This is a genomic window from Stenotrophomonas sp. 93052_Sma (assembly GCF_056481145.1).
In genome coordinates, this window is sequence record NZ_CM151134.1 from 1,170,668 (window position 1) to 1,194,273 (window position 23,606).

17 protein-coding genes are annotated in these 23,606 nt (G+C 63.0%); 6 read left to right on the forward strand and 11 right to left on the reverse strand.

Translation table 11 applies throughout. From position 1 onward, the window contains the following. Positions 1-46: 46 nt before the first annotated feature. The 11 genes from ACZK2V_RS05510 to ACZK2V_RS05560 all read right to left on the reverse strand — a co-directional run bounded on the left by ACZK2V_RS05510 (position 47) and on the right by ACZK2V_RS05560 (position 12,679). Positions 47-1,651, reverse strand: a complete 1,605-nt coding sequence (locus ACZK2V_RS05510; RefSeq protein ID WP_486322975.1) for a sulfite reductase subunit alpha — start codon at positions 1,649-1,651, stop codon at positions 47-49. Beyond that, complete coding sequence (locus tag ACZK2V_RS05515) at positions 1,648-2,619, reverse strand: FAD:protein FMN transferase (protein ID WP_107433685.1); 972 nt, start codon at positions 2,617-2,619, stop codon at positions 1,648-1,650. The genes ACZK2V_RS05510 and ACZK2V_RS05515 overlap by 4 nt, the downstream gene beginning before the upstream one ends. A 55-nt stretch (positions 2,620-2,674) precedes the next feature. Next, a complete protein-coding gene (locus ACZK2V_RS05520; RefSeq protein ID WP_486322976.1) occupies positions 2,675-3,478 on the reverse strand; it encodes a DUF4198 domain-containing protein in 804 nt (267 codons plus the stop codon). Positions 3,479-3,554: 76 nt separating this feature from the next. After that, entirely contained in the window at positions 3,555-4,073 is a 519-nt protein-coding gene (locus tag ACZK2V_RS05525) for a DUF2271 domain-containing protein (protein WP_005408420.1), read from the reverse strand. 26 nt (positions 4,074-4,099) lie between these two features. Beyond that, a complete protein-coding gene (locus tag ACZK2V_RS05530) occupies positions 4,100-4,738 on the reverse strand; it encodes a PepSY-associated TM helix domain-containing protein (protein ID WP_049463137.1) in 639 nt (212 codons plus the stop codon). A 176-nt stretch (positions 4,739-4,914) separates the two neighbouring features. Next, a complete protein-coding gene (locus ACZK2V_RS05535; RefSeq protein WP_486322977.1) occupies positions 4,915-7,341 on the reverse strand; it encodes a TonB-dependent receptor domain-containing protein in 2,427 nt (808 codons plus the stop codon). Between the two features lie 146 nt (positions 7,342-7,487). Further along, on the reverse strand, positions 7,488-7,889 hold the full coding sequence (locus tag ACZK2V_RS05540; RefSeq protein WP_049398800.1) for a hypothetical protein: 402 nt from the start codon (positions 7,887-7,889) through the stop codon (positions 7,488-7,490). Between the two features lie 164 nt (positions 7,890-8,053). After that, positions 8,054-8,731: a Fe2+-dependent dioxygenase gene (locus ACZK2V_RS05545; RefSeq protein WP_049463140.1), complete on the reverse strand. Its 678-nt coding sequence runs from the start codon at positions 8,729-8,731 to the stop codon at positions 8,054-8,056. A 47-nt stretch (positions 8,732-8,778) separates the two neighbouring features. After that, complete coding sequence (locus tag ACZK2V_RS05550; RefSeq protein WP_486322978.1) at positions 8,779-11,103, reverse strand: catecholate siderophore receptor Fiu; 2,325 nt, start codon at positions 11,101-11,103, stop codon at positions 8,779-8,781. Between the two features lie 707 nt (positions 11,104-11,810). Continuing rightward, positions 11,811-12,143: a non-heme iron oxygenase ferredoxin subunit gene (locus ACZK2V_RS05555; RefSeq protein ID WP_100437470.1), complete on the reverse strand. Its 333-nt coding sequence runs from the start codon at positions 12,141-12,143 to the stop codon at positions 11,811-11,813. Then, positions 12,140-12,679, reverse strand: coding sequence for a GNAT family N-acetyltransferase (locus ACZK2V_RS05560; protein ID WP_049398806.1), 540 nt, complete (start codon positions 12,677-12,679; stop codon positions 12,140-12,142). Before ACZK2V_RS05560 ends, ACZK2V_RS05555 begins: the two co-directional genes overlap by 4 nt. A 241-nt stretch (positions 12,680-12,920) precedes the next feature. On the opposite strand from ACZK2V_RS05560, the gene ACZK2V_RS05565 reads away from it, so the two are divergent. From ACZK2V_RS05565 to ACZK2V_RS05590, 6 genes are all read left to right on the forward strand, one after another. After that, a complete protein-coding gene (locus ACZK2V_RS05565; RefSeq protein WP_486322979.1) occupies positions 12,921-18,239 on the forward strand; it encodes a wall-associated protein in 5,319 nt (1,772 codons plus the stop codon). Between the two features lie 3 nt (positions 18,240-18,242). Further along, positions 18,243-19,181, forward strand: a complete 939-nt coding sequence (locus ACZK2V_RS05570; RefSeq protein ID WP_080355180.1) for an RHS repeat-associated core domain-containing protein — start codon at positions 18,243-18,245, stop codon at positions 19,179-19,181. Between the two features lie 5 nt (positions 19,182-19,186). Further along, positions 19,187-19,648: a hypothetical protein gene (locus ACZK2V_RS05575; RefSeq protein WP_143048182.1), complete on the forward strand. Its 462-nt coding sequence runs from the start codon at positions 19,187-19,189 to the stop codon at positions 19,646-19,648. A gap of 648 nt (positions 19,649-20,296) precedes the next feature. Next, the gene (locus tag ACZK2V_RS05580; RefSeq protein WP_081352287.1) at positions 20,297-21,106 is read left to right on the forward strand and encodes an RHS repeat domain-containing protein; all 810 of its coding nucleotides are present in this window, start codon (positions 20,297-20,299) and stop codon (positions 21,104-21,106) included. 146 nt (positions 21,107-21,252) lie between these two features. Beyond that, on the forward strand, positions 21,253-21,576 hold the full coding sequence (locus ACZK2V_RS05585) for a hypothetical protein (RefSeq protein ID WP_143048183.1): 324 nt from the start codon (positions 21,253-21,255) through the stop codon (positions 21,574-21,576). Positions 21,577-22,981: 1,405 nt separating this feature from the next. Beyond that, positions 22,982-23,488 carry a hypothetical protein gene (locus ACZK2V_RS05590; RefSeq protein WP_486322980.1) on the forward strand — a complete coding sequence of 169 codons (507 nt, stop codon included), beginning with the start codon at positions 22,982-22,984 and terminating at the stop codon, positions 23,486-23,488. Positions 23,489-23,606: the final 118 nt, after the last annotated feature.

Genomic DNA, 23,606 nt, shown 5'->3' on the forward strand with positions numbered 1-23,606 from the left:
TCGCACCCACCAGGAATCGGTTCGCACCCACCAGGATGCGGTGGCCTCAATACACATCGCGCCGGTAACGACCGGCCAGCAACAGCGCTTCCTTGCCCGCGGTACCCAGCACCTGCTCGATCACTGCATCCACCGCCGGGGCCATGCCCTGCAGGCTGCCGCAGACCAGGATCGTGGCGCCTTCATCCACCCACTGGCGTAGCGTTGCCGCTTCGGCCAGCAGCCGGTCCTGCACATAGCGGTGCGCACCGCCATCGCGGCTGAACACTGCATCCAACCGCACCAGCGTGCCGTCGGCCAGCATCGCCTGCAGTTCTTCACCGAAGTGGAAGTCATGCGCGGCGGTGCGCTCACCGAACAGCAGCCAGGTGCGGCGTGCGCCACTGCGTACGCGTTCGTGCAGATGCGCGCGCAGGCCGGCGATGCCGGTGCCGTTGCCGATCAGCAGCAGCGGCACATCGGCGGGCGCGCCATGGAAATTGTCGTTGCGGCGCAGACGCAGCTGTACCGGTTCGCCGATGGCAGCGTGGTCGCACAGCCAGCCGCTGCCGATGCCGGGTGTACCGTCAGCGCGCAGCTGGCGGCGCAGCAGCAGCTCAACCGCACCGTCGGCCATGACCGAGGCGATCGAGTACTCGCGATGCGGCAGCGGTTGCAGGGTCGCCAGCAAGGCAGGCAGATCACCCGGGGGAACCAATGAGGGCAGGTGCGAGCGCGCGACGCGTGCCAGCAACGTCTGCCCGTCATCCAGCACGGTGTCCGCGTCGAAGCGTTGTGCATCCAGCCAGGCACGCACGGTGTGCGATGCGTGCTGTGGGCCGATCTCGGCGATGTCACCGGCCTGCCACTGCGCAACTGCATCGGCCGGGGGCTGCAGGCGCAACCAGTACACCGGACCACCGGGGCTGCCCGGGTTCAGATGCTCGCGTTGCAGCAGCGTCCACGGCTGGTACTCGGCCGGACTCCAGTCGGGCAGTTCGCTGGCGTTACCGCCGAGTTGTCCCAGCAACTGTTGCCAATGACGCAGTGCTGCCGGATCGGCGTTGTCGACCTCGATCGCATCGAACAGCGGATGCGCGCCGTGCTGGCGCAGCCACTGGTCCAGCTGGTGACCGAATCCGCAGAAGTGGCCATAGCTGCGGTCGCCCAGCGCGAGCACCCCGTAGTGCAGGTGCTGCAGCGAGGGCGGCGTGGCCATCACTCCGCGCAGGAACGGCAGGGCGTGGTCGGGTGGATCGCCTTCGCCGGTGGTGCTGGCAATGAACAACGCGCGCTGGCTGGAAGCCAGCAGTGCTGCATCCACCTCATGCAGTCCGCGCACGCGCACTGGCACGCTGGCACCGCGCAGGGCCTCGGCGCTGCGTTCGGCCAGTTCGCGGGCGAAGCCGGTCTGGCTGGACCAGACCAGCAGGATGGGCGCGGTGTCTCCGGTTGCGGCGTCGTCGCGCGGGCGCCCACGCCACCACAGGGCCGCGCAGGCCAGCGCATACAGCACCGTGGCGAGCACCGCGATCTGCGACTGCCGCGCCGGTGGTGCGCCCCGCCACCACGCTTCGCCGAGATGCAGGCGAAGCAGTGCCCAGCCGATCGCTGCCAGCAGGAGCAGAACCAGTGCGTTGCCGAGCCAGGCGCGCGATGGACGTGCGCTCATGCGTCCTGCTCGTCGAGCAGGCGCTGGAAGGCGCTGCTGAGGAATTCGCGGGGGCCGTCTGCCGCACGCTGCAGGTAGCGCGCAGCCAGTCCTTCGCGCTCGGCCAGTGCCATGCCCTGTTCGCGACCGAGTACGGTCAGTGCGGTGGCCCATGCATCGGCGTGCATGGCGTCGTCGGTTACCACCGTGACCGCCGCTGCAACCTGCCGCACCGGTCTGCCCGAGCGCGGGTCCAGGCTGTGACTGTAGGCCTCGCCATCGGCCTGGTACTGGTGCCAGCGATCACCGGAGGTGGCCACCGCCTTGCCGTCCAGCGCCAGCACCCGTGGCGGGGTATCGGTGTGCACGTCTTCTTCGGGTGCGGATTCCACCAGCACGCGCCACGGCTGGCCGTCCGGTTTGCGGCCGTAGCCGGCCAGTTCGCCGCCGACTTCGATCAGCGCGGCAGTGATGCCTTGTCCACGCAACCAGGCGGCCACGTGATCGACGCCGAAGCCCTTGGCGATCGCAGAGAGATCCAGTTCCAGTCCACCCGGTTGCAGCAGCGCATCGTCCTGCCACTGCAGGCGCTGCCAACCGCAGCGATCACGCGTGGCCTGCAGGGTAGCGTCGTCGGGCTGGCGGCGTTCGCCGGCATGTGCCCCGAAGCCCCACAGTGCAACCAGCGGACCGATGGTGGGATCGAAGGCGCCGCCACTGGCGGAAGCGATGGCCTGTGCGCAGGCCAGAACGTGACGGGTTTCGGCTGGCAGCACGCACCATTGGCCGGCGTCGGCGCGGTTGTAGCGACTCAGATCCGAACCACGCTCCCAGGTGCTCATCTGCGCGACCACCTCGTCCAGCCGCGCCTGGATGCCAGCATGCAGCGGGTGCAGGTCGCGCTGGCGCGACGCGACCAGCGACACGCTCCAGGTGGTGCCCATGGTGGTGCCACCGAGGCGGGCGATGTCGAGCAGGGAATCGGTCATGGTGGTGTGCTGCAGGCGCGATGCCGGGGCGTGCCCGGCATCGCGGTCCACGTCATTACTGCGGCAGTACTTCCAGCGTGGCGACGTAGCTCAGGCGGCGCTTGGCGGCCTGCTTCACCGAGGTCTTGTTGTCTTCGGTGCCGGTCTCCAGCCAGTACATGCCGGCTTCCGGCCAGGTCACCTTGATCTCACCCTTGGCATCGCTGGTGACCTTCAGCTCGTCCTGCGCGTTGCGGTAGCGGGTGGCGCCACGCACGATCTCGAACTTCAGGCCGGCGGTCGGCTTGCCGTCGACCAGCACGCGGAAGGTGGCTTCCTCGCCGGCGAACAGATCGTTCGGGTGGCCGACGGCGACCAGCTCGATGCCACGGTTGGTCGGCTTCAGCGCGGTGTCGTTCGGGGCGCCGTTGGTGACGAAGGTCTCCACGCGGCCGACCGACTGGCTCACTTCCAGCTTCTTCGCGTCCTTGGGCAGTTCGCCGAAGGTGGCGACGCTGCCGCGCCAGCGCTTGCGCTCGCCGTTCTTCTCATAGGTGGCGAACAGGCCGTCATTGACCGACGCGATGCGGTAGGTGCCCGGCTGCTTCAGCTCGACATCGAACACGCTGCGGTACTTGCCGGTGGACGCGTTCTGCGGCTGCACGGTGCTGCCGTCCGGCGCGGTGATCACCACCGACTCCAAGCGCAGCGGCACGTGGTTGAAATAGAACAGGTCGTTGGAGACCGCACCGTCGACGGTGATCCACGGCGCATTGCCGGCGATCACGGTCTGCGAGGGCAGCAGCCAGGCCTTGTGGGCCAGGGCGGAGAAGGGAAGGGCAGCGGCCAGAGCGGCGGCGAGGACAAGCGTGCGCTTCATGCGGAAGACTCCAGGTGGATGCAGGGTGGTGCGGCGAGAGGAGGGGAATTACGACTTAATCCCCTCCGTCCCCTTTTCAGGGTTTGACGGCGAGGGTGACCTGGCCCAGTTCGGTGGCGCCCTGCGCCTTGCCGTTCTGTGCGGCGGTGGCCGGCCAGGTGAAGGGGATCTTCAGCAGCTCGCGGCCGCCGACTTCGCGCACCGCTTCCACCACCAGGGTGTAGTTGCCCGGAGCCAGCTGCTTCAGCGCCGGCTGCCTGTCGTTGAACGACAGCGCGTGCTTGCCGGCCGGGCGGGTCGGGCCGGTCACGCCGTCCACCGGCACCTGCAGGGTGCGGCCGCTCTTGCGCCACCACTGGCGCAGGTCCGGCAGCCACTTGGTGCCGTGGCCTTCGCTGTTGCTGGTCTGCTGGTACCAGACCGACAGGTTGGCCGCGACCTTCTGGTCGGCGCCTTCCAGCCACACCGCCACGTACGGGCGGTGGTACTCGGCCACGTTGAGCTTGGGCACTTCGACGTTGATGTCGAGGGTGGTGGCATAGGCCGGCGAGGTGGCCAGCAGGCCGCTGAGGGCGATGGTCAGGGTGACGCGCATGGGGCGGCTCCGGAAACGAAGGAAAGTCAGTGGATCAGCAGCAGGGCGATCAGCAGCGGGATCATCAGGCCGAGGCCGACCAGCGGCCAGGTCATGCGCCGCTGCCGTGCATGCAGGTGAAGCAGGAACAGGCCGGTGATGCAGAACACCAGGCAGGCCACGGCGAACAGATCCAGGAACCAGCCCCACGCCGGGCCCGCGTTGCGGCCCTTGTGCAGGTCGTTGAGGTAGGACACCACGCCGCGCGACGTCGATTCGTACTCCACCGCACCCGTCTCGCGATCGATGCTCAGCCAGGCGTCACCACCGGGGCGCGGCAGCGACAGGTAGATCTCTTCGGCCGACCACTCGGCCGGGCGCCCGCCGATGGCGATGCCCAGCTGCGTGTCCAGCCATTGCCGTGCCGGGCGCGGGATCGGCGCGTTGCCATCCTCGCGCGTGCCCAGCTGGCCCAGCAGCGCGGCCGGCAGTTCCAGATGCTGGTTCTGCACCTCGGGCTTGGCCTCGATCTTCGCGGCATGGTTGAGGGTCAGGCCGGTCACCGCAAACAGCAGCATGCCGATCAGGCAGACCGCCGAGCTGATCCAGTGCCACTGGTGCAGCGTCCGCAGCCAGAAGCCACGGTTCTGTTGCTGCTGCACGGTGGAAGAGGCAGGACGGCTCACGGCACGGTTCGAGGCGGACGGGGACTGCCCATTACATCATTGATGAGAATAGCTCGCAATTGCGTGTCGTTCTGTATCCCTGGGGGGGAATTGCCGGCCAGCGGCCGGCACTACCGACTGGCCGGCAATCCCGCAGATCAGTAGATCCACGCCATGCGTGGATGGAGCGCTAACGATCAGAACTTGAAGTTCAGGCTCACCCAGACGCTGCGGGCCTTGTCCTTGTTGTTGTAGTCGTCTTCGAACAGCACTTCATTGCTCGAATCGCCATATACCCCACTGCCGTCCAGGTCGGTGAAGCTGGCTTGGTAGGTGGTGAAATCGCGGTCCAGCAGGTTGTTGATACGTGCATTGACCGTCAGCCACTGCGTCGCTTCGAACGAAGCACCCAGATGCAGAGTGGTGTAGTCCTTGTAGTAGAGCTTCTCGCGCGTAGTGGCGTTGAGCCCACGGAAGCGCTTGGAGCGCGCCTCTGCAGTCAGAAACATATTGAAGCGCTCGCTGACCTGCCAGTCGAAGGTCGCATTGGCCATGTGCCGCGCGCTGTTGCCCAGCGGGAGGCCCTTCTCCGCGCCGCTCTTCTGCTCACTGTCCGTGTAGGTGTAGTTCGCACGCAGGCCGAAACGCTCGCCGATGTTCCATCGACCAGCTACTTCGGCGCCCTGAATGATCACTTCATCGATGTTCACCGTTTTGCTGCTGTTGGCGTAGCCCAGCTCGGCGTAGTCGCCCGTTGAGGTGCAGGCCAGAGCGAAGCGGCCGCCGCAGGGTTGTGAGGCGATCTTGTCGTCGAAGCGGTTGTGGAACACCGTGGCATTGAAGTTGTGCCCGTCTGGATGCTGCCAGTAGACCGCCAGTTCGGTGCTGGTGCTGGTTTCGGGCTTCAGGTTCGGATTGCCGAACATCGGTAGCGTGCCTTGCGCGCCGAAGCCGGTGACGCCGTCGTACAGCTGAGTGGTCTTGGGTGTCTTGAAGCCCGTGCTGACACCACCCTTCACCGTCCACTGTTCATTGACGGTGTACACACCGTACAGGCGCGGGCTCAAGTGGTCGCCGAATACCTCGTGGTCGTCGTAGCGCAGGCCATAGGTGATTCCCAGCGGCGCGATGACGGTCCAGGTGTCCTCAGCGAACAGCGAGTACATGTTGTGCTCCTGCTTCTGGCCGGGCATTCCGCGCTCGGTGCCGAACACGCCGTCGGTCAGTTCACCACGGATGACCTGCGCACCGACAACAGCGACATGCTGGCCTGCGGCCTGGAAGGGAATGTCCAACTTTGCATCGAAGGTGTACTGGGCGCTTTCGAGCGTGCGTCGAGGCCGTGGCAGGAAGGTCGATTCAGCCAGCGCGCGGCGTTCAGCCGTTGAGCGGCCGCTATAGGCACCGGTGCCGTCGATCATCTGCAGCAGCAACTCGCGTTCCGCGACAGTGAATGGCATCGTCCGGCCATCGTTGTTGGTTGATACGTGCGAGAGGGACACCAGGCTGTTACCAAAGCCCCACTTGCCCTCGTGGGTCAACGCCCATGCATCGCGGGTGAATTCCTGGGTCGGTCCATAGCCCACGCGCGGGTCGGCCCGGCGTGCCCACGTACCACCACTGGTCCGGCACGCGTTGGCATTGGCACCGCTGCCGTTGCGGCAGAAATTGGCCGTGCGCCAGATGCTGTTGATGTTGTCTACCGTACCAACCGGGTACTCCTCGACACCGGCATCATTGATCTTGATCGAGTTGTCGTATTCCTGGCGCGAAGTGTCGTAGTCAAGCGTCAGGCGTTGATCTTCGTTGATGTTCCATTCAAGGCTCAGACCACCTGCTTTATTCGTGTTGTCGACTGTTTTACCACCGCCGCCAAAGCCCAGCGTGCGCGCATGGGGGGTGCCGTTGGGGTCGATCGCCGGCGAGTAGACGGGATTGGAAGCATCGCGGTCATACCAACTGGCGCGTGCGCTGAGGTTCAGTACACCGGGAACGATTGGGCCGGTCACATACAGGTCTGCAGTGCGGTCGTCACCGAAATCGTCATCGGTCTCGAAGGTGCCTGCAAGGGTGGCCGAGCCACTCCAGCGGTCCAGCGATCGCTTGGTAATGATGTTGATGACGCCACCCATGGCGTCGGCGCCGTACAGTGTGGAAGCCGGGCCGCGGATGACTTCGATGCGCTCGATCGCGTCCAGCGGTGGGATGTGGTTGAACTGGTTGCCGCCGAAGTTGTTCGGGTAGATGTCGCCGTGATTGTTCTGGCGGCGGCCATTGATCAGGATCAGCGTGTAGTCCGAGCCCATGCCGCGCATGGAAATGGTGCCTTGGCCCGTCTTGTCGCGGGTCTCGCCAACGTCCACGCCTTCCAGATCGCGGACTGCATCCAACAGGGTCATGTATGGGCGCTTGGACAGCTCTTCCTGGGTGATGACTGAAATGCTGGCCGGCGCGTCAGTAATTTTCTGCTCAAAGCCGGAGGCGGTGACCACCACCTTGTCCAGTGTCTGTGGCGCGCCGGAAGCGTCACCGTGGGCGAAGGCAGGGGCGGTCATGGCCGCCAGCACGGCGCTGGTCAGCAGGGTACGGGACAGGGACGAACGGACACGATGGCGCTGGGCCATGGCAGTAACCTCGAAGGATGCAGGGTGGTGCAATGCCAGGCGCGAACGGCGCGGCATGCACGGGGAGGCCCGGTCAGGGGCGGCAGGGATGAAGCAGGCAGCGGCGTGCGGGCACGACCGCGCAGGCGGTCACGCGGGGCCGTGATTCAGGCGAGCGGCGGCGCCTGGCCGCGTTGCTGGCGGCGCCCGGGCGCGTCGGCCCAGGGCGTGTCCGGAGCGGCCAGCGGCCAGTCCGGGCGCACGCCGGGCATGGCCGGCGTGGTGGGTACGAGTTCAAGCTCGGTGCGCAGCCATTGGCTGGCCAGCAGCAACGGCGGGCGTGCCTTCTCGGCCGATTTCACCGGGGCGGCAGCACAGCGGCGCAGTTTGGCCGGTGCTTCTTCCTGCGGGGACGCTTCGCCACCGCGCTCTTCCAGCGGCATCTGCACGGCCATTCCGGCCTGGCCGTGTGGCAGCAGCGGCAGGGTGCCCAGCAGCAAAGCCAGCATCGCAACCCACGCCAGCAGACTGGCCAGCGCAGGACGCTGGCCGCGCATGGCGGTGCCCATCTTGCGATGGATGAGTGGGCGAGGGCGAAGCGGGCGCAGCAAGCAGGGGTCCCCAAGGGTCTGCCGGCAGCGGCCGGCATCAACGGGGCGTGATTGTAATGAGAGCTGTTAGCTGTTGCAAATGAGAATGATTGCCAAATTGTCGCGGGTCGGCCGGATGGGGCTCAGACTTCGCTCCAGCGTCGCAGCAGGTTGTGGTACACGCCGGTCAGCTGCAGCACCGCCTCGGCGTCACCGCCGGTCTGCCGCAGGCGCTCGATCGAGCCATCCATTTCCCACAGCAGGCGGCGCTGCACATCGTCGCGGATCATGCTCTGTACCCAGAAGAACGAGGCCACGCGCGCACCGCGGGTGACCGGCCGCACCTGGTGCAGGCTGCTGGACGGATACACGATCAGGTCGCCGGCCGGCAGCTTTACCTCGTGCTCGCCGTAGGTATCGCTGATGATCAGCTCGCCGCCTTCGTATTCGTCCGGATCGGACAGGAACAGGGTGCAGGAGATGTCCGAGCGCAGCTGTTCGCCGTTGGCCAGGTTCATCACCGCGCCATCGACATGGAAGCCATAGGTGCCGCCACCGCTGTAGCGGTTGAAGCGCGGCGGCAGGATCTTCAGGGGCAGCGCGGCAGCAAAGAACAAGGGGCTGCGGCTCAGCGCGGCCAGTAGGTCCCTGCCCAGCTCCGCTTTCAGGGGAGATGCATCGGGTAGCTGCAGATTGTGCTTGACCATCGCGCCCTGTGCACCGACGGTCTCGCGACCGTCGGTCCAGTCTGCAGCGTCGAGTCGCCTGCGTGCCTGCGCCACGTCCTGGGGTGAAAGCACGTCGGGAATGTGCAGCAGCATGGCGGTTCCTTTGGGGGCGCGGGGAGTGGGCTCCCCCGCGTGCTGCATCAGAAGCGGATGTCCGCGCTGAGCAGGAAGGTGCGCGGGGCACCCGGGGTGTAACGGTAGCCGCTCTTGTTGATGCTGGCCACGTACTGCTTGTCGAACAGGTTGTAGCCGTTCAAGCGCAGCGAGATCGTCTCATTGATCGCCCAGGACACGACCGCGTCATACACCACGTAGGACTTGGTGAACGACGGGGTGCCCACCGCGCCGTCGGTGCCGCGGTGCATGCCGGCGGCATAGCGTACGCCGCCGCCCACGGTGATGCCGTAGGGCAGGGTGTAGCTGGTCCAGCCGGTGAACGTGTCGTCCGGGGTATAGGTCAGGTTGGTGGTGCCATCGGCGGCCACCTTCGCGCCTTCCCTTACGTCGGTGTCCAGGTGGCTGTATCCGGCGCTGACCGACCAGTTGTCGGTCAGGCGGCCGACTGCGGAGAGCTCCACGCCCTTGACCCGCTTGCTGCCGGTCTGGGTCGGGTTGCCGGCATCGTCGAGCACGGTGGTGTTGATCTCGTTGTCCACGTCCGTCTGGAACAATGCAAGGTTCACTGCCAGGGCGTCATCCAGGAACGCCCACTTGCTGCCCACTTCGAAGGTCTTGGCCTTCTGCGGGTCCAGCTTGGGATTGTCGGCACTGTTGGCCGAGCTGCTCAGCTGGAAGTTGGCGCCACCCGGGGGTTGCTGCGAGATGGCATAGTTGGCGTAGACGCTGACGGTATCGCCGACCTTGTAGAGGGCGCCGAGCTTCCAGTTCAGCAGCGTATCGGACGCGTCCAGCGTCGGGTTGCGCAGCACCGTGCCGGCAGGATTGCTGCCACACGCCGGGCCGCCGCGGCCACCACACACCGACGCGCTGGCGTACTCGGTCTTGTAGTGGTCTGCACGCACGCCAGCGGTCAACAGGAAGCTTTCGCCGAAGGACAGGGTATCGAACAGGTACACCGAGGAGGTGGTGGTCTTGCCATGCGCATCGGCGCCGTTGTGCGCCCAGTTCAGGCCGCTGACGTTCCAGTCCGGGTTGTACAGGTTCGCAGCGGGCCAGCTGGTACCGGCAGCGGCGGCCTGGCCGTAGCTGTCCAGTTCTTCACGGGTGAATTCCAGGCCAGCGCTCAATGCGTGCCCGACCGCGCCGGTGGCGAAGTCGGCGCGCAGGTTCAGCTGATCGGTGAGGATCGTGTTGCGCTGGTCCTTGAAGGTCGGCAGGCTGCGCGCGATGGCGTAGCTGGAAAGGTCGGCCGGGTTGGCATAGGTGATGTTGCCGGTCGGGCGGCCGCCTGCGCCGCGCACGCCGGTGCCCATGAAGGCGGTGAGCAGGTAATCCTGTTCGGTGCGACCCCAGCGGGCGGTGTTGGTCAGGCGCACGCTGTCGTTGAAGTCGTGCTCGAAACGGAACGTGGCCATCTTCGCGGTCACGTCATCGTGGTCGGCGCGGGTGCCGTAGAAGTTCTCCGGATCGACCGGGTGCCCGGCCAGCGCTTCCAGCGTCGGCTGCGGCGTCCAGCCCGGCAGGCCCAGGGTGGGCACGCCACCATCTGGCACGTTGTCCTGCTTCACATACAGCAGGTTGAGGTAGTAGCGGGTGGCGGTACCCAGACCGAAGGCCAGCGACGGTGCGATGCCCCAGCGCTTGTTCTGCACGTGGTCGCGGCCGGGCTGGTCGCTGTCCTGCCACATGCCGTTGATGCGCAGCGCGCTGGTGGTGCCCAGCGACTGGTTCCAGTCGGCGGTGGCGCGGCGCTGCTGGTCGCTGCCCAGCGAAATGCTGGCCGACGTCGCGTCCTGCAGGTTGGCCTGCTTGCTGACAAGGTTGATCGCGCCGGTCGGCGCCGAACGGCCATTGTCGGTGCCGGCCGGCCCCTTGGTCACTTCCACCTGTTCGATGTTGAACACATCGCGCGAGATCGAGCCCAGGTCGCGCACACCGTCCACATACAAGCTGTTGGAGGTGTCGAAGCCGCGCATGAACAGCGCATCGCCGGTGGTCGTGTTGCCGTTCTCGCCGGCATAGAAGGTGCCCACGCCCGGGCTGTTGCGCAGCGCCTCGGTCAGCGTGGTGGCACCCTGCTGGTTGAACAGGTCGCTGGTAATCACTTGGATGGTTTGCGGCGTGTCCTGCAGGCGCTGGGTGAACTTCGGCGAGGCCACCTTGTCGGCTTTGTAGCCCCGGGTGGCGTGCACGTCGATCTTGTCCAGCGTGCGGGCGTTGTCGGTGGCTTCAGCGTGGGCCAGCGTGGGCAGGGTGGCCAGGCCGAGGCCGGCGGCAAGACTGGCGGTGGCCAGCGGCAGGGTACGAAGCGGCGAAGCGTGCTTGCGGCTCTTGATCGGGTTCATGGGCGTCTGCAGAAGGGGAACAGGGAGAGGCGGCCGGCGCGGGCCGCGCGGCAGCAGTACGTAGAACGAGGGGGGGGCGTGCGGATGCGGCTGCGCATGGCGCAGCAGAGCGTCAGGCCAGCAGCGCGGGCGGTGCGTGGGATGGGGGCTGGCGCCGGCCCGGTGCGAGCACCGGAGGGGTCGGTGTCACCGGCGCCGGAGCGTCTGCAGGTGCATTGTCAGGGTGCTGCAGGCAGAGTCGCCGCAGGACACGAGGTTTGTCACCGCGACTGCCATCGGGTTCGGATTCAGCGGGGTGCATCGCCTGTTCGTGCGGCAGCACGTGTGGCGGGGACGCGGGCGACACATCATGAGCATACAGAGTCGGCGCATCGGCGGTCGCCGTGTGCCTGCCTTCATGCAACGCAGACCAGCCCAACACCAGCGTCAGCAGCACGGCTACGAGCAGCGGCCACCCTTGACGGGCAAGCTGGCACAGCGTGGCGGTGGGCGCGGGCGAAGCCATGGCGCGGGGGCGGAGTCGTTACGAAGATGTTACGTAGAATAACATCAACGATAATGATTCGCATGTACGGGTCGTTCCGGGCCACCGAGATGGCCCGGGGACGCCCTGGGGAGGCTCTAATGGCCTTTCGGTAGATCCACCCCATGGGTGGATGCTCTCCCGCGGGGCGCCCTCTGGGGGGCTCTCTGGGCCGAGCGCCGCCTCAATCCCGGTCGTCGCGGGTCCAGACGGCGTCGTGCTCGCGCTTCACCGGAAACTTGGGCACAGGGCTGTAGGCCGGGGCGCACAGGGCGCGGCCGTCACGCACGTCGAAGCGTGCGCCGTGCAGCACGCACTCCACACTGCCCTCGGTGGTGTTGAACTCGCCCGAGGACAGCTCGAACTCTTCATGCGTGCACTGGTCTTCCAGCGCGTACAACTCACCGTCGAGGTTGAACACCACGATCGGCGTGCCGGTTACCTCGTCGAACACGCTCTTCATTTCACCCGGCAGCAGCTCGGTGCCGGCACAGACGAAGGTCCAGGTATCGCTCACGCGGCGGCTCCGGCCAGCGGCTTTTCCAGGATCTCGAAGCGCAGGTCGTCGCGCTTGGGAATGCCGAAACGCTCGTCGCCGTACGGGAACGGCTTCTTGATGCCGGTGCGCAGATAGCCGCGGCGCTCGTAGAAGGCGATCAGCTCGTCGCGCACGTCGATCACCGTCATCTGCATCACCGGCACCTTCCATTCGCGTGCGGCGTGCGCTTCGGCGGCGTCCATCAGCTGCTTGCCGACGCCGCCACCCTGCTGGGCCGGGTCGACCGAGAACATGCCGAAGTAGCCCTTGCCGTCGACATCGGCGACGTGGGCGCAGGCTACCAGTTGGCCGTCGCGTTCGGCCAGCAGGATGGTGGAGCGCGGGCGGTCCAGGTCGGCCTGGATGCCTTCGGCATCGATGCGGGCGCCGTCCAGCAGGTCGGCTTCGGTGGTCCAGCCGACGCGGCTGGCGTCGCCGCGGTAGGCCGAGGTGACGAGGGCAATGAGGGCGGGGATGTCGGCCGACGTGGCGGCGCGGAAGGTCAGGGTGCTCATGGGGACATTCTAGGTGGAGCGGGGAAGGGCGCGGGAGGCTGCCGCTTGGGTCGACTTTGCCGAGTGTGGCCAATACGCAGGGTTGACGCCGTCTTCATTATTCGTTCATATCCATGGTCAGCACCCGCCCACCGTGAAGCAACGCGTGGCTGTCTGCCGGAGTGGGTGCCGCCTGGTCGAAGGCCAACTGCCGTTCGGCGCAGGTGGGGCACACAGGGACGTCGATCCAGGGAGGATCTTCATGCAGTCTGGCCTCATTTCTCATCCGCTCGCCGCAACGGCTGCCAAGGGTCTGTTTCTCGGTGTCATTGCCCTGTGTGTGCTGGCACCGGTCGGCGTTTCAGCCCAGATCGTTCCCACCTGGCGCCAGGAGTACGACAAGCGGCTGAAGTACGGGGACATTGTCGAACCGCTGAAGGGCGAGATCTTCGGCGAGCAGGTCAACCTCTATGACGGTTCGATCAGCTTCAAGGCCACGGATGTTTCGATTCCGGGCAATGGCAGCCTGACGATGACCTTGGGCCGCAGCTATCGCGATGGCGATCGCAGTAGTGAGAGCCCATTCTCGGATTGGGATCTGGATATCCCGTCCATGTCCGGCGTCTATGGCGATCTGCCGGAGACCGCTGCTGTCGGCTATTGGGCGCCCGCTGCGCGCTGCAGTACGGTGGCGGCGCCTCCGTCACTGGAGGTCTGGAACCGTCGCCGCACCCAAACCGTAAATTTCTATCCCAATACTTTCTGGGATGGCGTGCGCCTCTCCCTGCCAGGTGGTGGCGGTGAGCCGGTCCTGGGAGGCAGCGGTGATGCGCGTCAGCCGCAGCCACAGTTTGGCGAACCGGCGCCTTGGAATACCAAGGGCGGCTGGACGTTCAGTTGCCTGACCGCCCTGAAGAGTGGACAGCCGGGACAAGGCTTCCTTGGCCATGCTCCCGACGGCACCAAGTACTACTTCGACTGGATGGTCGCCAAGCCCCACAACGGTGCAACGCTGCAACCCTACGGACCTGAAAGCAATGCACTGCTGAATCGAAAGCTTGTGTTCCTGTACCCATCGCAGGTTGTGGATCGCTTCGGCAACTGGGTGCGCTACGAGTGGAGCGGCGACCGGCTGTTGCGCATGGTTGCCAACGATGGCCGCGAGATCAGCCTGGCCTACAACGCGAAAGGACTGATCGCATCCGCAACCGCTGCAGGGCGCACCTGGATTTACGGGTACACGGAGGCCGATATCCTGCGGACAGTGACGCTGCCGGACGGAACCCAATGGGTCTACAACCTGCCGCCGCTGTCAGTCACCCACAAGTACGCCGACTACATCGGGCAGGGCATCTGGGAGTACATGGACTACCCGGCCACATGCTCGCGCGTCAACAAGATCGTGGCCAGCGAGATCACCCTGAGTATCCAGCATCCGTCGGGTGCGTTGGGAACGTTCCTGTTCCGTCCGTTCCGCCATGGGCGCAAGAATGTGAAGCTGGATTGCCAGACCTCTGGTGACAATCACCTGTTTGCCGATGGCTGGAACTACACGCCGGTCTACCGTGACGCAATGTCGCTGGTGGCCAAGACCATCAGCGGTCCGGGGATGCCTACTGCACAGTGGACCTATCAATACACCAATCTCAATGGTGCCTACGCTCAGGACCTGGGCGGTCCAGTAATCCCGGTAGGCCAGGCGGAGCCGAAGATCACTACCGAGACGTTGCCCGATGGTGTCGTTCGCGTCTACGAGTTCGGCAAGGAAGTTGCCTACAACGACGGCCTGTTGCTGTCCACGACAACGCGTGCGGGTGGCTCGGTCGTGCGCGTTGACCGCAACAATTACTATCCGGATGCCCAGCTGGATGCGGCGCCCTTCCCGAAAGAGGCTGGCAAGGACTTCAAGTACGGTGCGAGCGATCTCAAGGCCCATTACAACCGCCCCGTTCAATCCACTGTTGTGGAACAGGATGGCGTGCAGTTCACCCGCACCGTGCAGGCCTTTGATGCATTTGCGCGCGAAGTCACCGTCGTCGAAGCGAATTCCGCTGGCCAGAGTCGCACCAGCAGCACCAGCTACTACGACAATCCCACGCTATGGGTGAACGGCCAGGCGGCGCGCAGTGTGCTCAATGGCATCGAACAGTCCCGCACCGAATTCGATACGGCCAAAGCATTGCCTCTGCGCGCCTACGCATTTGGCCGCTTGGCCCAGCAGGTGACCTACGCAGCCGACGGCACGGTTGCATCGGTGGCCGATGGCCGCGGAAATACAAGCCATCTGTCGGGATGGAAGCGTGGTGTTCCGCAGCAGCTCCGCCTGCCGGCCACGCCCGAAGCGCCCAATGGTGCGGTGCGCACGGTTGCTGTGGACGACAACGGTTGGATCACCTCGCTGACCGACGAAACCGGCGCAATCACCAGCTTCAGCTACGACAGCATGGGCAGGCTGCGCAGCCAGCAGTTCCCTGGCGGCGACAGCGTTAACTGGAATGGCGTAACCATGGACCTGCAGCGGCTGGGTGGCGCGCAGCTGGGGGTGCCCGCCGGTGCGTGGAAGCACTCCCGCACGCAGGGCGGACGGCGCACGGATACCTACCTGGATGCGATGTTCCGCCCGGTGCTGGTGACCGAAAACGCCAACAATGTGCTGGACAGTGCCGTGGTGACCCGCTACGACACCAGCGGCAAGACCGTGTTTGCCTCGTATCCCACGCGGCAGCTCTCCGATATCAATGCCACCCTGACTGGCACCACGACGCAGTACGACGCGTTGGGCCGCCCCACCGTGGTCAGTCAATCGTCCGAGTTGGGGGCACTGGTTACCCGCACCGAGTACGTGGGCAACCTGTCGGTGAAGGTGACCAACCCCCGCGGCCAGGCCACGACGACCCGTCACCTTGCCTACGACCAGCCCAGCTACGAGATGCCGCTGACGCTGCAGCACCCGGAAGGCGTGGTGACCGAGATCCAGCGCGACACGCTGGGCAAGCCGCTGGCGATCACCCGCCGCAATGCAGACGGCAGCCAGTCGCTCACCCGCCGCTACGTCTATGACGGCTACCAGCAGCTGTGCAAGACCATCGAGCCGGAAACCGGTGCGACCGTGCAGGACTACGACGCGGCAGGCAACGTGCTGTGGTCGGCGGCCGGCACGGGTTTGACCAGCACCACCGACTGCAACCGAAGTGAAGCCCTGGCCAGCGGACGTGCGGTGAAGCGTAGTTACGACGCCGCCAACCGCTTGTCGTCCCTGATCTTCCCGGATGGGCGCGGAAATCAGAACTGGTCCTACGCGCCTGATGGTCTGCCGGCCGAGATCAGCACGCAGAACGATCCGGCCCGGCCGATGGTCGTCAACCGCTACCAGTACAACCGCCGCCGCCTGCTCAGCGGCGAAACCCTGCAGCATCCGGATCTGGGAAGCCTGAGCCTGGCCTATGGCTACGATGCCAACGGCACACTGGCCAGCAATACCTATCCGGGTGGGCGTGTCGTCAGCTATACGCCGGACGCACTGGGTCGGGCGACGGCGGTCGGCGGCTATGCGAAGGAGGCCAGTTACTTTGCCAACGGCGCGTTGGCCCGCTTCGTATATGGCAACGGAATCGTGCACACGTTGACCCAGAATGCCCGCGGGCTGCCCGACCGCAGCCGCGATGCCACTGCAGCGGCCGCAGTGCTGGATGACAGCTATGACTACGATGCTGGTGGCAACGTGATGGCCATTTCCGATGGTCTGCCCGGGGCGCCCGGCAACCGGGACATGACCTATGACGGCCTGGACCGGTTGCGGACGGTCACTGCGCCGGGCTTCGGCAACGCCTTGTATGAGTATGACGCGTTGGACAACCTGCGCCGTGCCAAGGTCGGCAGCCGCGATCGTACGCACTACTTCGATCCGACCAATCGACTGGTCAACGTGATTGAAACCGGAACCGGCGCAACCGTGACCGGTCTTGGCTATGACGTGCAGGGCAATCTTTCGGTGCGCAATGGTCAGGCTTTCGCGTTTGACTACGGCAACCGGCTGCGCGCGGCCGGAACAGCAGAGAGCTACGAGTACGACGCCCACGGTCGCCGGGTGAAGGCCAGCGCCAGTGGCAAGGGGGCAATCTACTCGTTCTACGACAACGGCGGCGTGCTGCGATTCCAGCGCAACGAACGTACCGGCAAGCAGACCGACTATCTCTACCTGTCAGGCAGTTTGGTTTCCCAGGTGCATGGCGAAGCGGCACCCAGCGTTCCCGCGCTGAGTGCGCCGGGCTACATCACCCAGGGCAGCGTGAACCTGACCTGGAGCCCGGCCGGCGGTGCCAACCGCTATGAGTTGCAGCGTGCCCTTGCGGGCACCTGGAGCACGGTCTTCGATGGCGCGGCGCAATCGTTCACCAGCACAGGCCTGGTCACGGGGACCTATCAGTTCCGCGTGCGCGGCTGTCGTGCGGTGTGTGGCGGATGGAGCAATGTCGCGTCAGTGGCCGTGGCATTGGCGCCATCCACCGTGCCGACCCTGAACGTGCCTGCCACAGCCTTCAACGGCAGCTACAACGTAGCTTGGTCTGCGGCTTCCGGTGCCGAGCGCTATGAGCTGGAGGAAAGCGCCAATGGTGGCGCTTGGGCCCAGGTGCACAACGCCATCGGTCAGTCCAAGGCCTTCAGTGGCAAGGCAGCGGGAAGCTACAACTACCGGGTTCGCGCATGTAACCCGGTAGGGTGCACGGGATACAGCGCCACGGCTGCGGTGACGGTCGTATATCCGCCTGCCACTGCGCCCGGACTCTCTGCGCCGGCACGCGCTGCGCCGGGCAGTATTGGTATTGGCTGGAACGGGGTGGCTGGTGCCACGCGTTACACCTTGCAGGAGAGTAGCAATGGTGGCGGATGGGTCACGCTGTTCGACGGCAACGCGGGTTCCTATGCCACCGCTGTGCGTGGTGTGGGCAGCTATGGTTATCGGGTTGCCGCCTGCAATGGCGCAGGCTGCGGGCCGTGGTCGGCCACGTCGACGGTAGCGGTGATCGGGCCGCCGACGATCGAGCCGGTGATCAGTGCGCCGGGCCTGGTGAACGTGCCGCAGTACAGCCTGAGCTGGTCGGTGCCGGCCAACAGCGAGAGCTTCGTGCTGGAGGAGAGCGCCAACGGTGGTGGCTGGACGGTGGTGCATAACGGCGACGGGAACAGCTTTGGTGCCAGCCGTGGTAAAGGCAGCTACGCCTATCGCGTGAGGGCGTGCAATTTCGCGGGGTGCAGTCCGTACTCGGGAGTCGTGACTGTCGCGGTGGTGCTGCCGCCGGGGGCGACGAGTCTCTATCTAGCAGAGTGGTTGACGACCCGCAGGCCGCCCTATCAGGTCCAGTGCTCTGCAGGATGGAGTCTGGTGGCAGACGCAACCGAGTATCAGCTTGAAAGCGGTGGCGGTGGCAAGCGTCTTTACACGGGCCCCAAGACCTACGTGCAGTCGAATGGCGGGACCTACTGCGCGCATGAGTATCGCGTGCGTGCCTGTAATGCAGGCGGTTGCTCCCCATGGTCGGCCGAACGGCCGGTCACCCAAGGTGTACTGAGCTGGGACTAAGCCATGAATGGACTCTCTTCGCTGTTGATTCGGGCGGTACTCGCGGTGGTGGTGCTGGCGGCCTGCGTGGCTCCGGCAGTCGCCCAGGAAGTGGTCGAGTACATCCACACTGATGCACTGGGTTCACCGGTGGCGATCACCGATGCCAGCGGAAACGTCATCGAGCGTACGGTGTATGAGCCGTATGGGGCGGTGGTGAATCGGCCGTTGAAGGATGGGCCGGGATATACGGGGCATGTGACGGACTCGGGGACCGGGCTGAGTTACATGCAGCAGCGGTACTATGATCCTGCGTTGGCAGGCTTTCTGTCTGTCGATCCGGTCGCTGCATATCAGAGCCCGATTGGACAGTTCAGTCGCTACAGGTACGGAGATGGCAATCCCTACCGCTTTACTGACCCAGATGGGCGTCAAGTGTCGGATCCACGTTCTTGCCACGACACTTCCAGCTGCCTGACCCTTGATCAGGCACAACAGCAAGTCGGGCGAGATGGCCGTCTGATGCTGAGAATTGTTGGAGGATCGGCGGTCGCGGGCACAACCGGTGGTGCAGCGATAGAGGGTGGAGGATTCGTTTCAGCGTTGGCTGCGGCAATGCGTGGCGCCATAATGGCCGGGAAGGATTTTTCCCAAGCACGGAAGTACATTGACTCGGTTGCAGATCAGTTGGGTCCCACCGGGGGGCGTGCTGGCAGAAGAACCAACCAGTACGAGGGGCATGGTGGCGCCGCTGGCGCAAAAAAAATGTTCAATATATTGACTCGCGGTCAGTCTGAGGCGCGGGATGGGGGGCAGTTAGGGAAACTGGGCGACGGCTCAGTGGTTCAGATGAGTGCAAGAATTACAAGGGATGGTTCGGGCGAGACTTCAGTTCGGCTCAGCGCTGAACGAACCGGAACCAAGATTAAAGAGGTTATTAAAGTTAGATTTAAAGAGGAGTAGGTGGCATGTTTGGTGATGATTCCACGCTATTCATGAGGTATGTGAAGGGGCGGGGTAATGCTGTATACCCGTGGTCGTTGTCAATTGTAGATTGCTATTTTATGTGGCTCGCATTTTCCAAGGTCTCTGGGAGTGATCGGCCGCTGCTGTCGAGGATATCTGATAATGGCAGGCAGATTGAGGATGTTCTCATTGCTGATGCCTACGATATCTATGAGATTGATAGTCGTGCCGCGGGTTTTGAAGTTGTGCTGCGCCATGATTCGTCGGGCTCATTGTGTTATTGGGATGTTCATGAGCGCTTTGTTATAGCTGTTGGTGGTCGTGACTTTCTTGGGGTGGCAAGCCCATATCCCGGGGACATAGAAAAGCATCGTTATATTGAGGAGATGATGCATAGAGAGGCGTTCGGATTTGATGGGCCGCCTGAGGCGATTTATGCGGCCATCTCCAATCCGTTCTCTTGAAGGTGTGACTAACGTCGTTGTTTAGGGATGCTCTGAAGAACTCCCGGGCAGTGCGGGCCGCTGGCCGGCAACCTGAGAGGCAATGACAGCTCAGGTTGAGGAGACTGTACTGCTTGCTCACCATAGACACCCCTCTCGTTACCATTGATTATGGCTCTGAGTTGCCTACGAAATCCTGGTCGGTCCAATATGAAGATCAAATTGATCTTGAAGGGCGTCGCCGTGTATTACGCGAAAACTGCTGTTTTCACGATCGTAAGCTATGGATTGTTGCGTCTGGTGTACGGGCATACATGGATTTCATTCATTGAATGGGCGCTCATACTTCTGGCGGCGTTCACGGTGGGCTACATACCTCTTTTCGTTGGCTTGCTACGCGGGAAGAGTTCGTAGCAGCCTTGTGCAGACGCGATACGTCCACCGAATGGGGCCTCTTCTTAAGCGTAGCTATCTTGCAGGCTGCTGAAGCGCCAGTCGCAACGGGAGACTGCGTCATCGGCATTTTTTCGCGGCAAGACCTACGTGCAGTCGAGTGGCGGGACCTATTGCGCGCATGAGTATCGCGCGCGTGCCTGCAATGCAGAAGATTGCTTGCCGTGGTGGAGCAACCATCCTGTCACCCAGAGTGTACCGAGCTGGGACTAAGCCATGAATGGACTCTCTTTGTTGTTGATTCGAGTGGTGCTTGCGATAGTGGTGCTGGTGGCCTGTATGGCGCCAGCGACCGCCCAGGAAGTGGTCGAGTACATCCACACTGATGCATTGGGTTCACCGGTGGCGATCACCGATGCCAGCGGAAACGTCATCGAGCGTACAATCCATGAGCCGTATGGGGCGGTGGTGAATCGGCCGTTGAAGGATGGGCCGGGATATACGGGGCATGTGACGGAATCGGGGGCCGGGCTGAGTTACATGCAGCAGCGATATTATGACTTCCAAACTGTCGCATTTCTGGGGGCTGATCCAGTTGCAGCTAGTTCGGAAGGGGCTTCATTCAATCGCTATCGCTATGCTTCTGCCAATCTGTATAAGTTCAAGGATCCGGACGGCAGGGCAGACATGAACGTGTTCGGTGAAGCTGATCCGAACGGGCTGAGAGCAGGAGGAGATGCGCTCAACATTCCGGGCAAGTTCACGGTCGCAGGGCACGCCAATAACATGGTCATTCAGGACCAGCGAGGGGGGCGCATGGAAAACTACTCCACAGTCAGCTCCTGGGATATGGCTCGGACCCAGTTTGGGCTAAAACAGGGCCAGGAAATATTCATGGCAGGTTGCCACTTGGGGACGGAAATCGGTCAGGCAAAGGCTTTTTCTCAGGGATGGGCGAACCTGAATAAGTCGTCCGTATATGCTCCCAACGGATTCGCTCGCTATCCAAAAAACTACAAGCCTGGAGATGATATGACGCTCCGTGTCAGTATGGGTGAGAACGGAACCGGAGGTGCAGGTGTATGACAGAGGTTCTCGCCTGGCGGGACGGGGCCGGCAGGTCCCGCCATTCGTTCGATTACGATCAAAGCTGATGGTTCAATATCCTATCAGTTTGCTGAGCCTGAATTGGGGTCCAGAATTCGTAGAGTAGAAATGGTGAAGGTGAAGCAATGAAAATTCTTTCGAATTCTGTTGCTTTGTCTTTGCTGCTTGTTGGCTGCGGTAACGGGGAGCCCCAGGAAGAGCGGCTTTCCCGAAATGAGAAATATGATGAGGCGCCAAGTCTGGCCCTTTCCGAGGAGGAGTTGGAACGTCAGACTTCGATGGCTGAAAACGGGAGTGCAGAGGCCCGTCTAAAGCTCGAATGGCACTACTCGACGCGTGGCGACATGGAGCGGTATCGCTACTGGCTTGAGGAGTCGCACGAATTGACGTTAGTTCAATGCAGCGATTGGCACTGTTCCTCTCCCTTGAGCAAGGCGGGGGGGCTGTAGGCGCGCAATGCAAATCCTCGAGGAAGGCTTGCGTCTTGATCCGCCGGAGACTACGCGCGAATTGATGGAGATGGATCTTCAGAGGTTGCGGCATGAACGGGTCGGGATTCCACCTTGCGGGGTGGGGATTTCCAATTAGAGGTTGCAATTGCGCGAATGTCCATAATAATTCGTTCGGATTCAATGATAGGAACGGGTGGTGTGGAGCGTATTCTGGTTTGAACTCGAGGTCATTGGATGGGCAGGTTTCGATGAGGATCATAGTTTTTCTATCTGCTGCCTTATCGATGCCGCTTCTTGCCTCCTGTGTGCAGAACCGCGGTTGTCTTCTTCGGGTGGCCAACCAAGACCACGACAGCTCCTCATCTCAGAAGATTCATGCTGATATGGATGAGGTAATACATTCGCGCCCTGTGGATGGGGCGCGGGAAGTGAATGCAGAGTTGGTGGTATCGCAGCTCGAACTCTCTCGGGAGGGTCAGAGAAATAGAAGGATCTTCTATGTATTGACTGATGGCGGCGGGAAGTTCTTGACTGCGGGGACTTGCGGTATTGACGAAGACCAGTGTGCCTCGGTCATTTTGAAGCGAATGATCGGGTTCTGTGAAAGGATGTAGATTGCGGATGCGCTAAGTTTTGGGAGGTATTTCAGTGAAAAATCCCCAAGTGCTTGATCGCTTTGGGCGGCTGGTCGATATTATTGTAGCGGCGCTTTGCTTGTTAGGGCTTACAGCCTGTGGCGGAAGAGATGAAGGTTTGGGTGTGGTCATAAATCATGAGCCGGGAAACGCAGCGGCTAATAACTACGCACTTGCGCTCGAGTCAGTTTTTAGTTCTTCCGGGAGCGTGCCAGAAGCGCAAATATGTAGGGTACATTTAATTGATGTCAGGAAATCATTTGATCAGGCTGGAAGCGAAAGGGAGAGGGTATATTTCGTCTTGGCCGATCATCAAGGTGTCGTCAGGTCGGCGGACACCTGTGGGCTTCCTGTGAATGAGTGCGTGATGACTATTGCCGAGAGGTCGAGGGTGAGCTGTCGGCTGGAAAAAGGGCTGGCTCCCCACTGATTCGGACGGCACTCGCGGTATTGGTGCGCGTGGCCCGTATAAGGCGTCGCGGCGGTCGGATGGGATGTATACGGCACCGCTACTGAGGGGCAGTGAGAGGGCGGCGCGGATATGCAGTAATGAATCGTTCGGACAATGGGAAACTGCAGTCCGATGAGCTGAAGTCATTTCATGTCGATTGGGATTCCAAGTGCAGGGCTTTTGTTGATGAGCTTGGCTATCAGTGATTCAGTGAATTTTTCGGCTGACAGGGGGGGGGGGGCTTGGGTTTGTGGGTGTGGAGCGAAGAAAGTGAGCGGGTATCCATGGCGCTGGATGGCGACGCGGAGGTATGGGCATGAAATTTAAGTTCCGGTTTTTCATGGTTATTGTTTTTATTTTCTATGGGGCTGGTTGCAGGTATCAAGAAGGTGGGGGCGCACCGTCTGGAAAGACCTGTGGGGTCGAGGGCAGCTCCGCTTGCCGAGTCAGCTTCCGGGCGCTGGCTTCGACCCCCGGTCTATTCGATGGGAAATCGATACGCGTGGAGGGCTATCTCGGAGTTAGTCGGGGGCTCTTTGTATTGAACTCCAGCAAGGAGCTGTTCGAAGCTGGAGTGACTGAGGAGACCCAAGTTCGCATCAAGGGCCCAATAGATCTCCAGCGTGACGTGTTTAATCGGTATGCCTATTCGTGGGTATCAGTGACTGGAGAGTTCAGGCTTAGGAAGACGGACGGGTCGACGGATGATCTTCTTCTCGGCGAAATGCATGCCCCGCTTGACGTTCAGTCGTTGAGGGTCCCAGGTCCGATTCCAAGAGCGACTTTCGGAGACGTGTCCGTTGATCTCGAAGATCTGAAGTGAGTTTCAAGTATCAATCGCGGCTCCCATGAAGCGGTTCGTGATAACAGGGATTCTTCTGCTGGTGTCCGAGGCGGGTGCCGACAGGTCACTACATACCTCTGCAGATGATGTTTAAGGT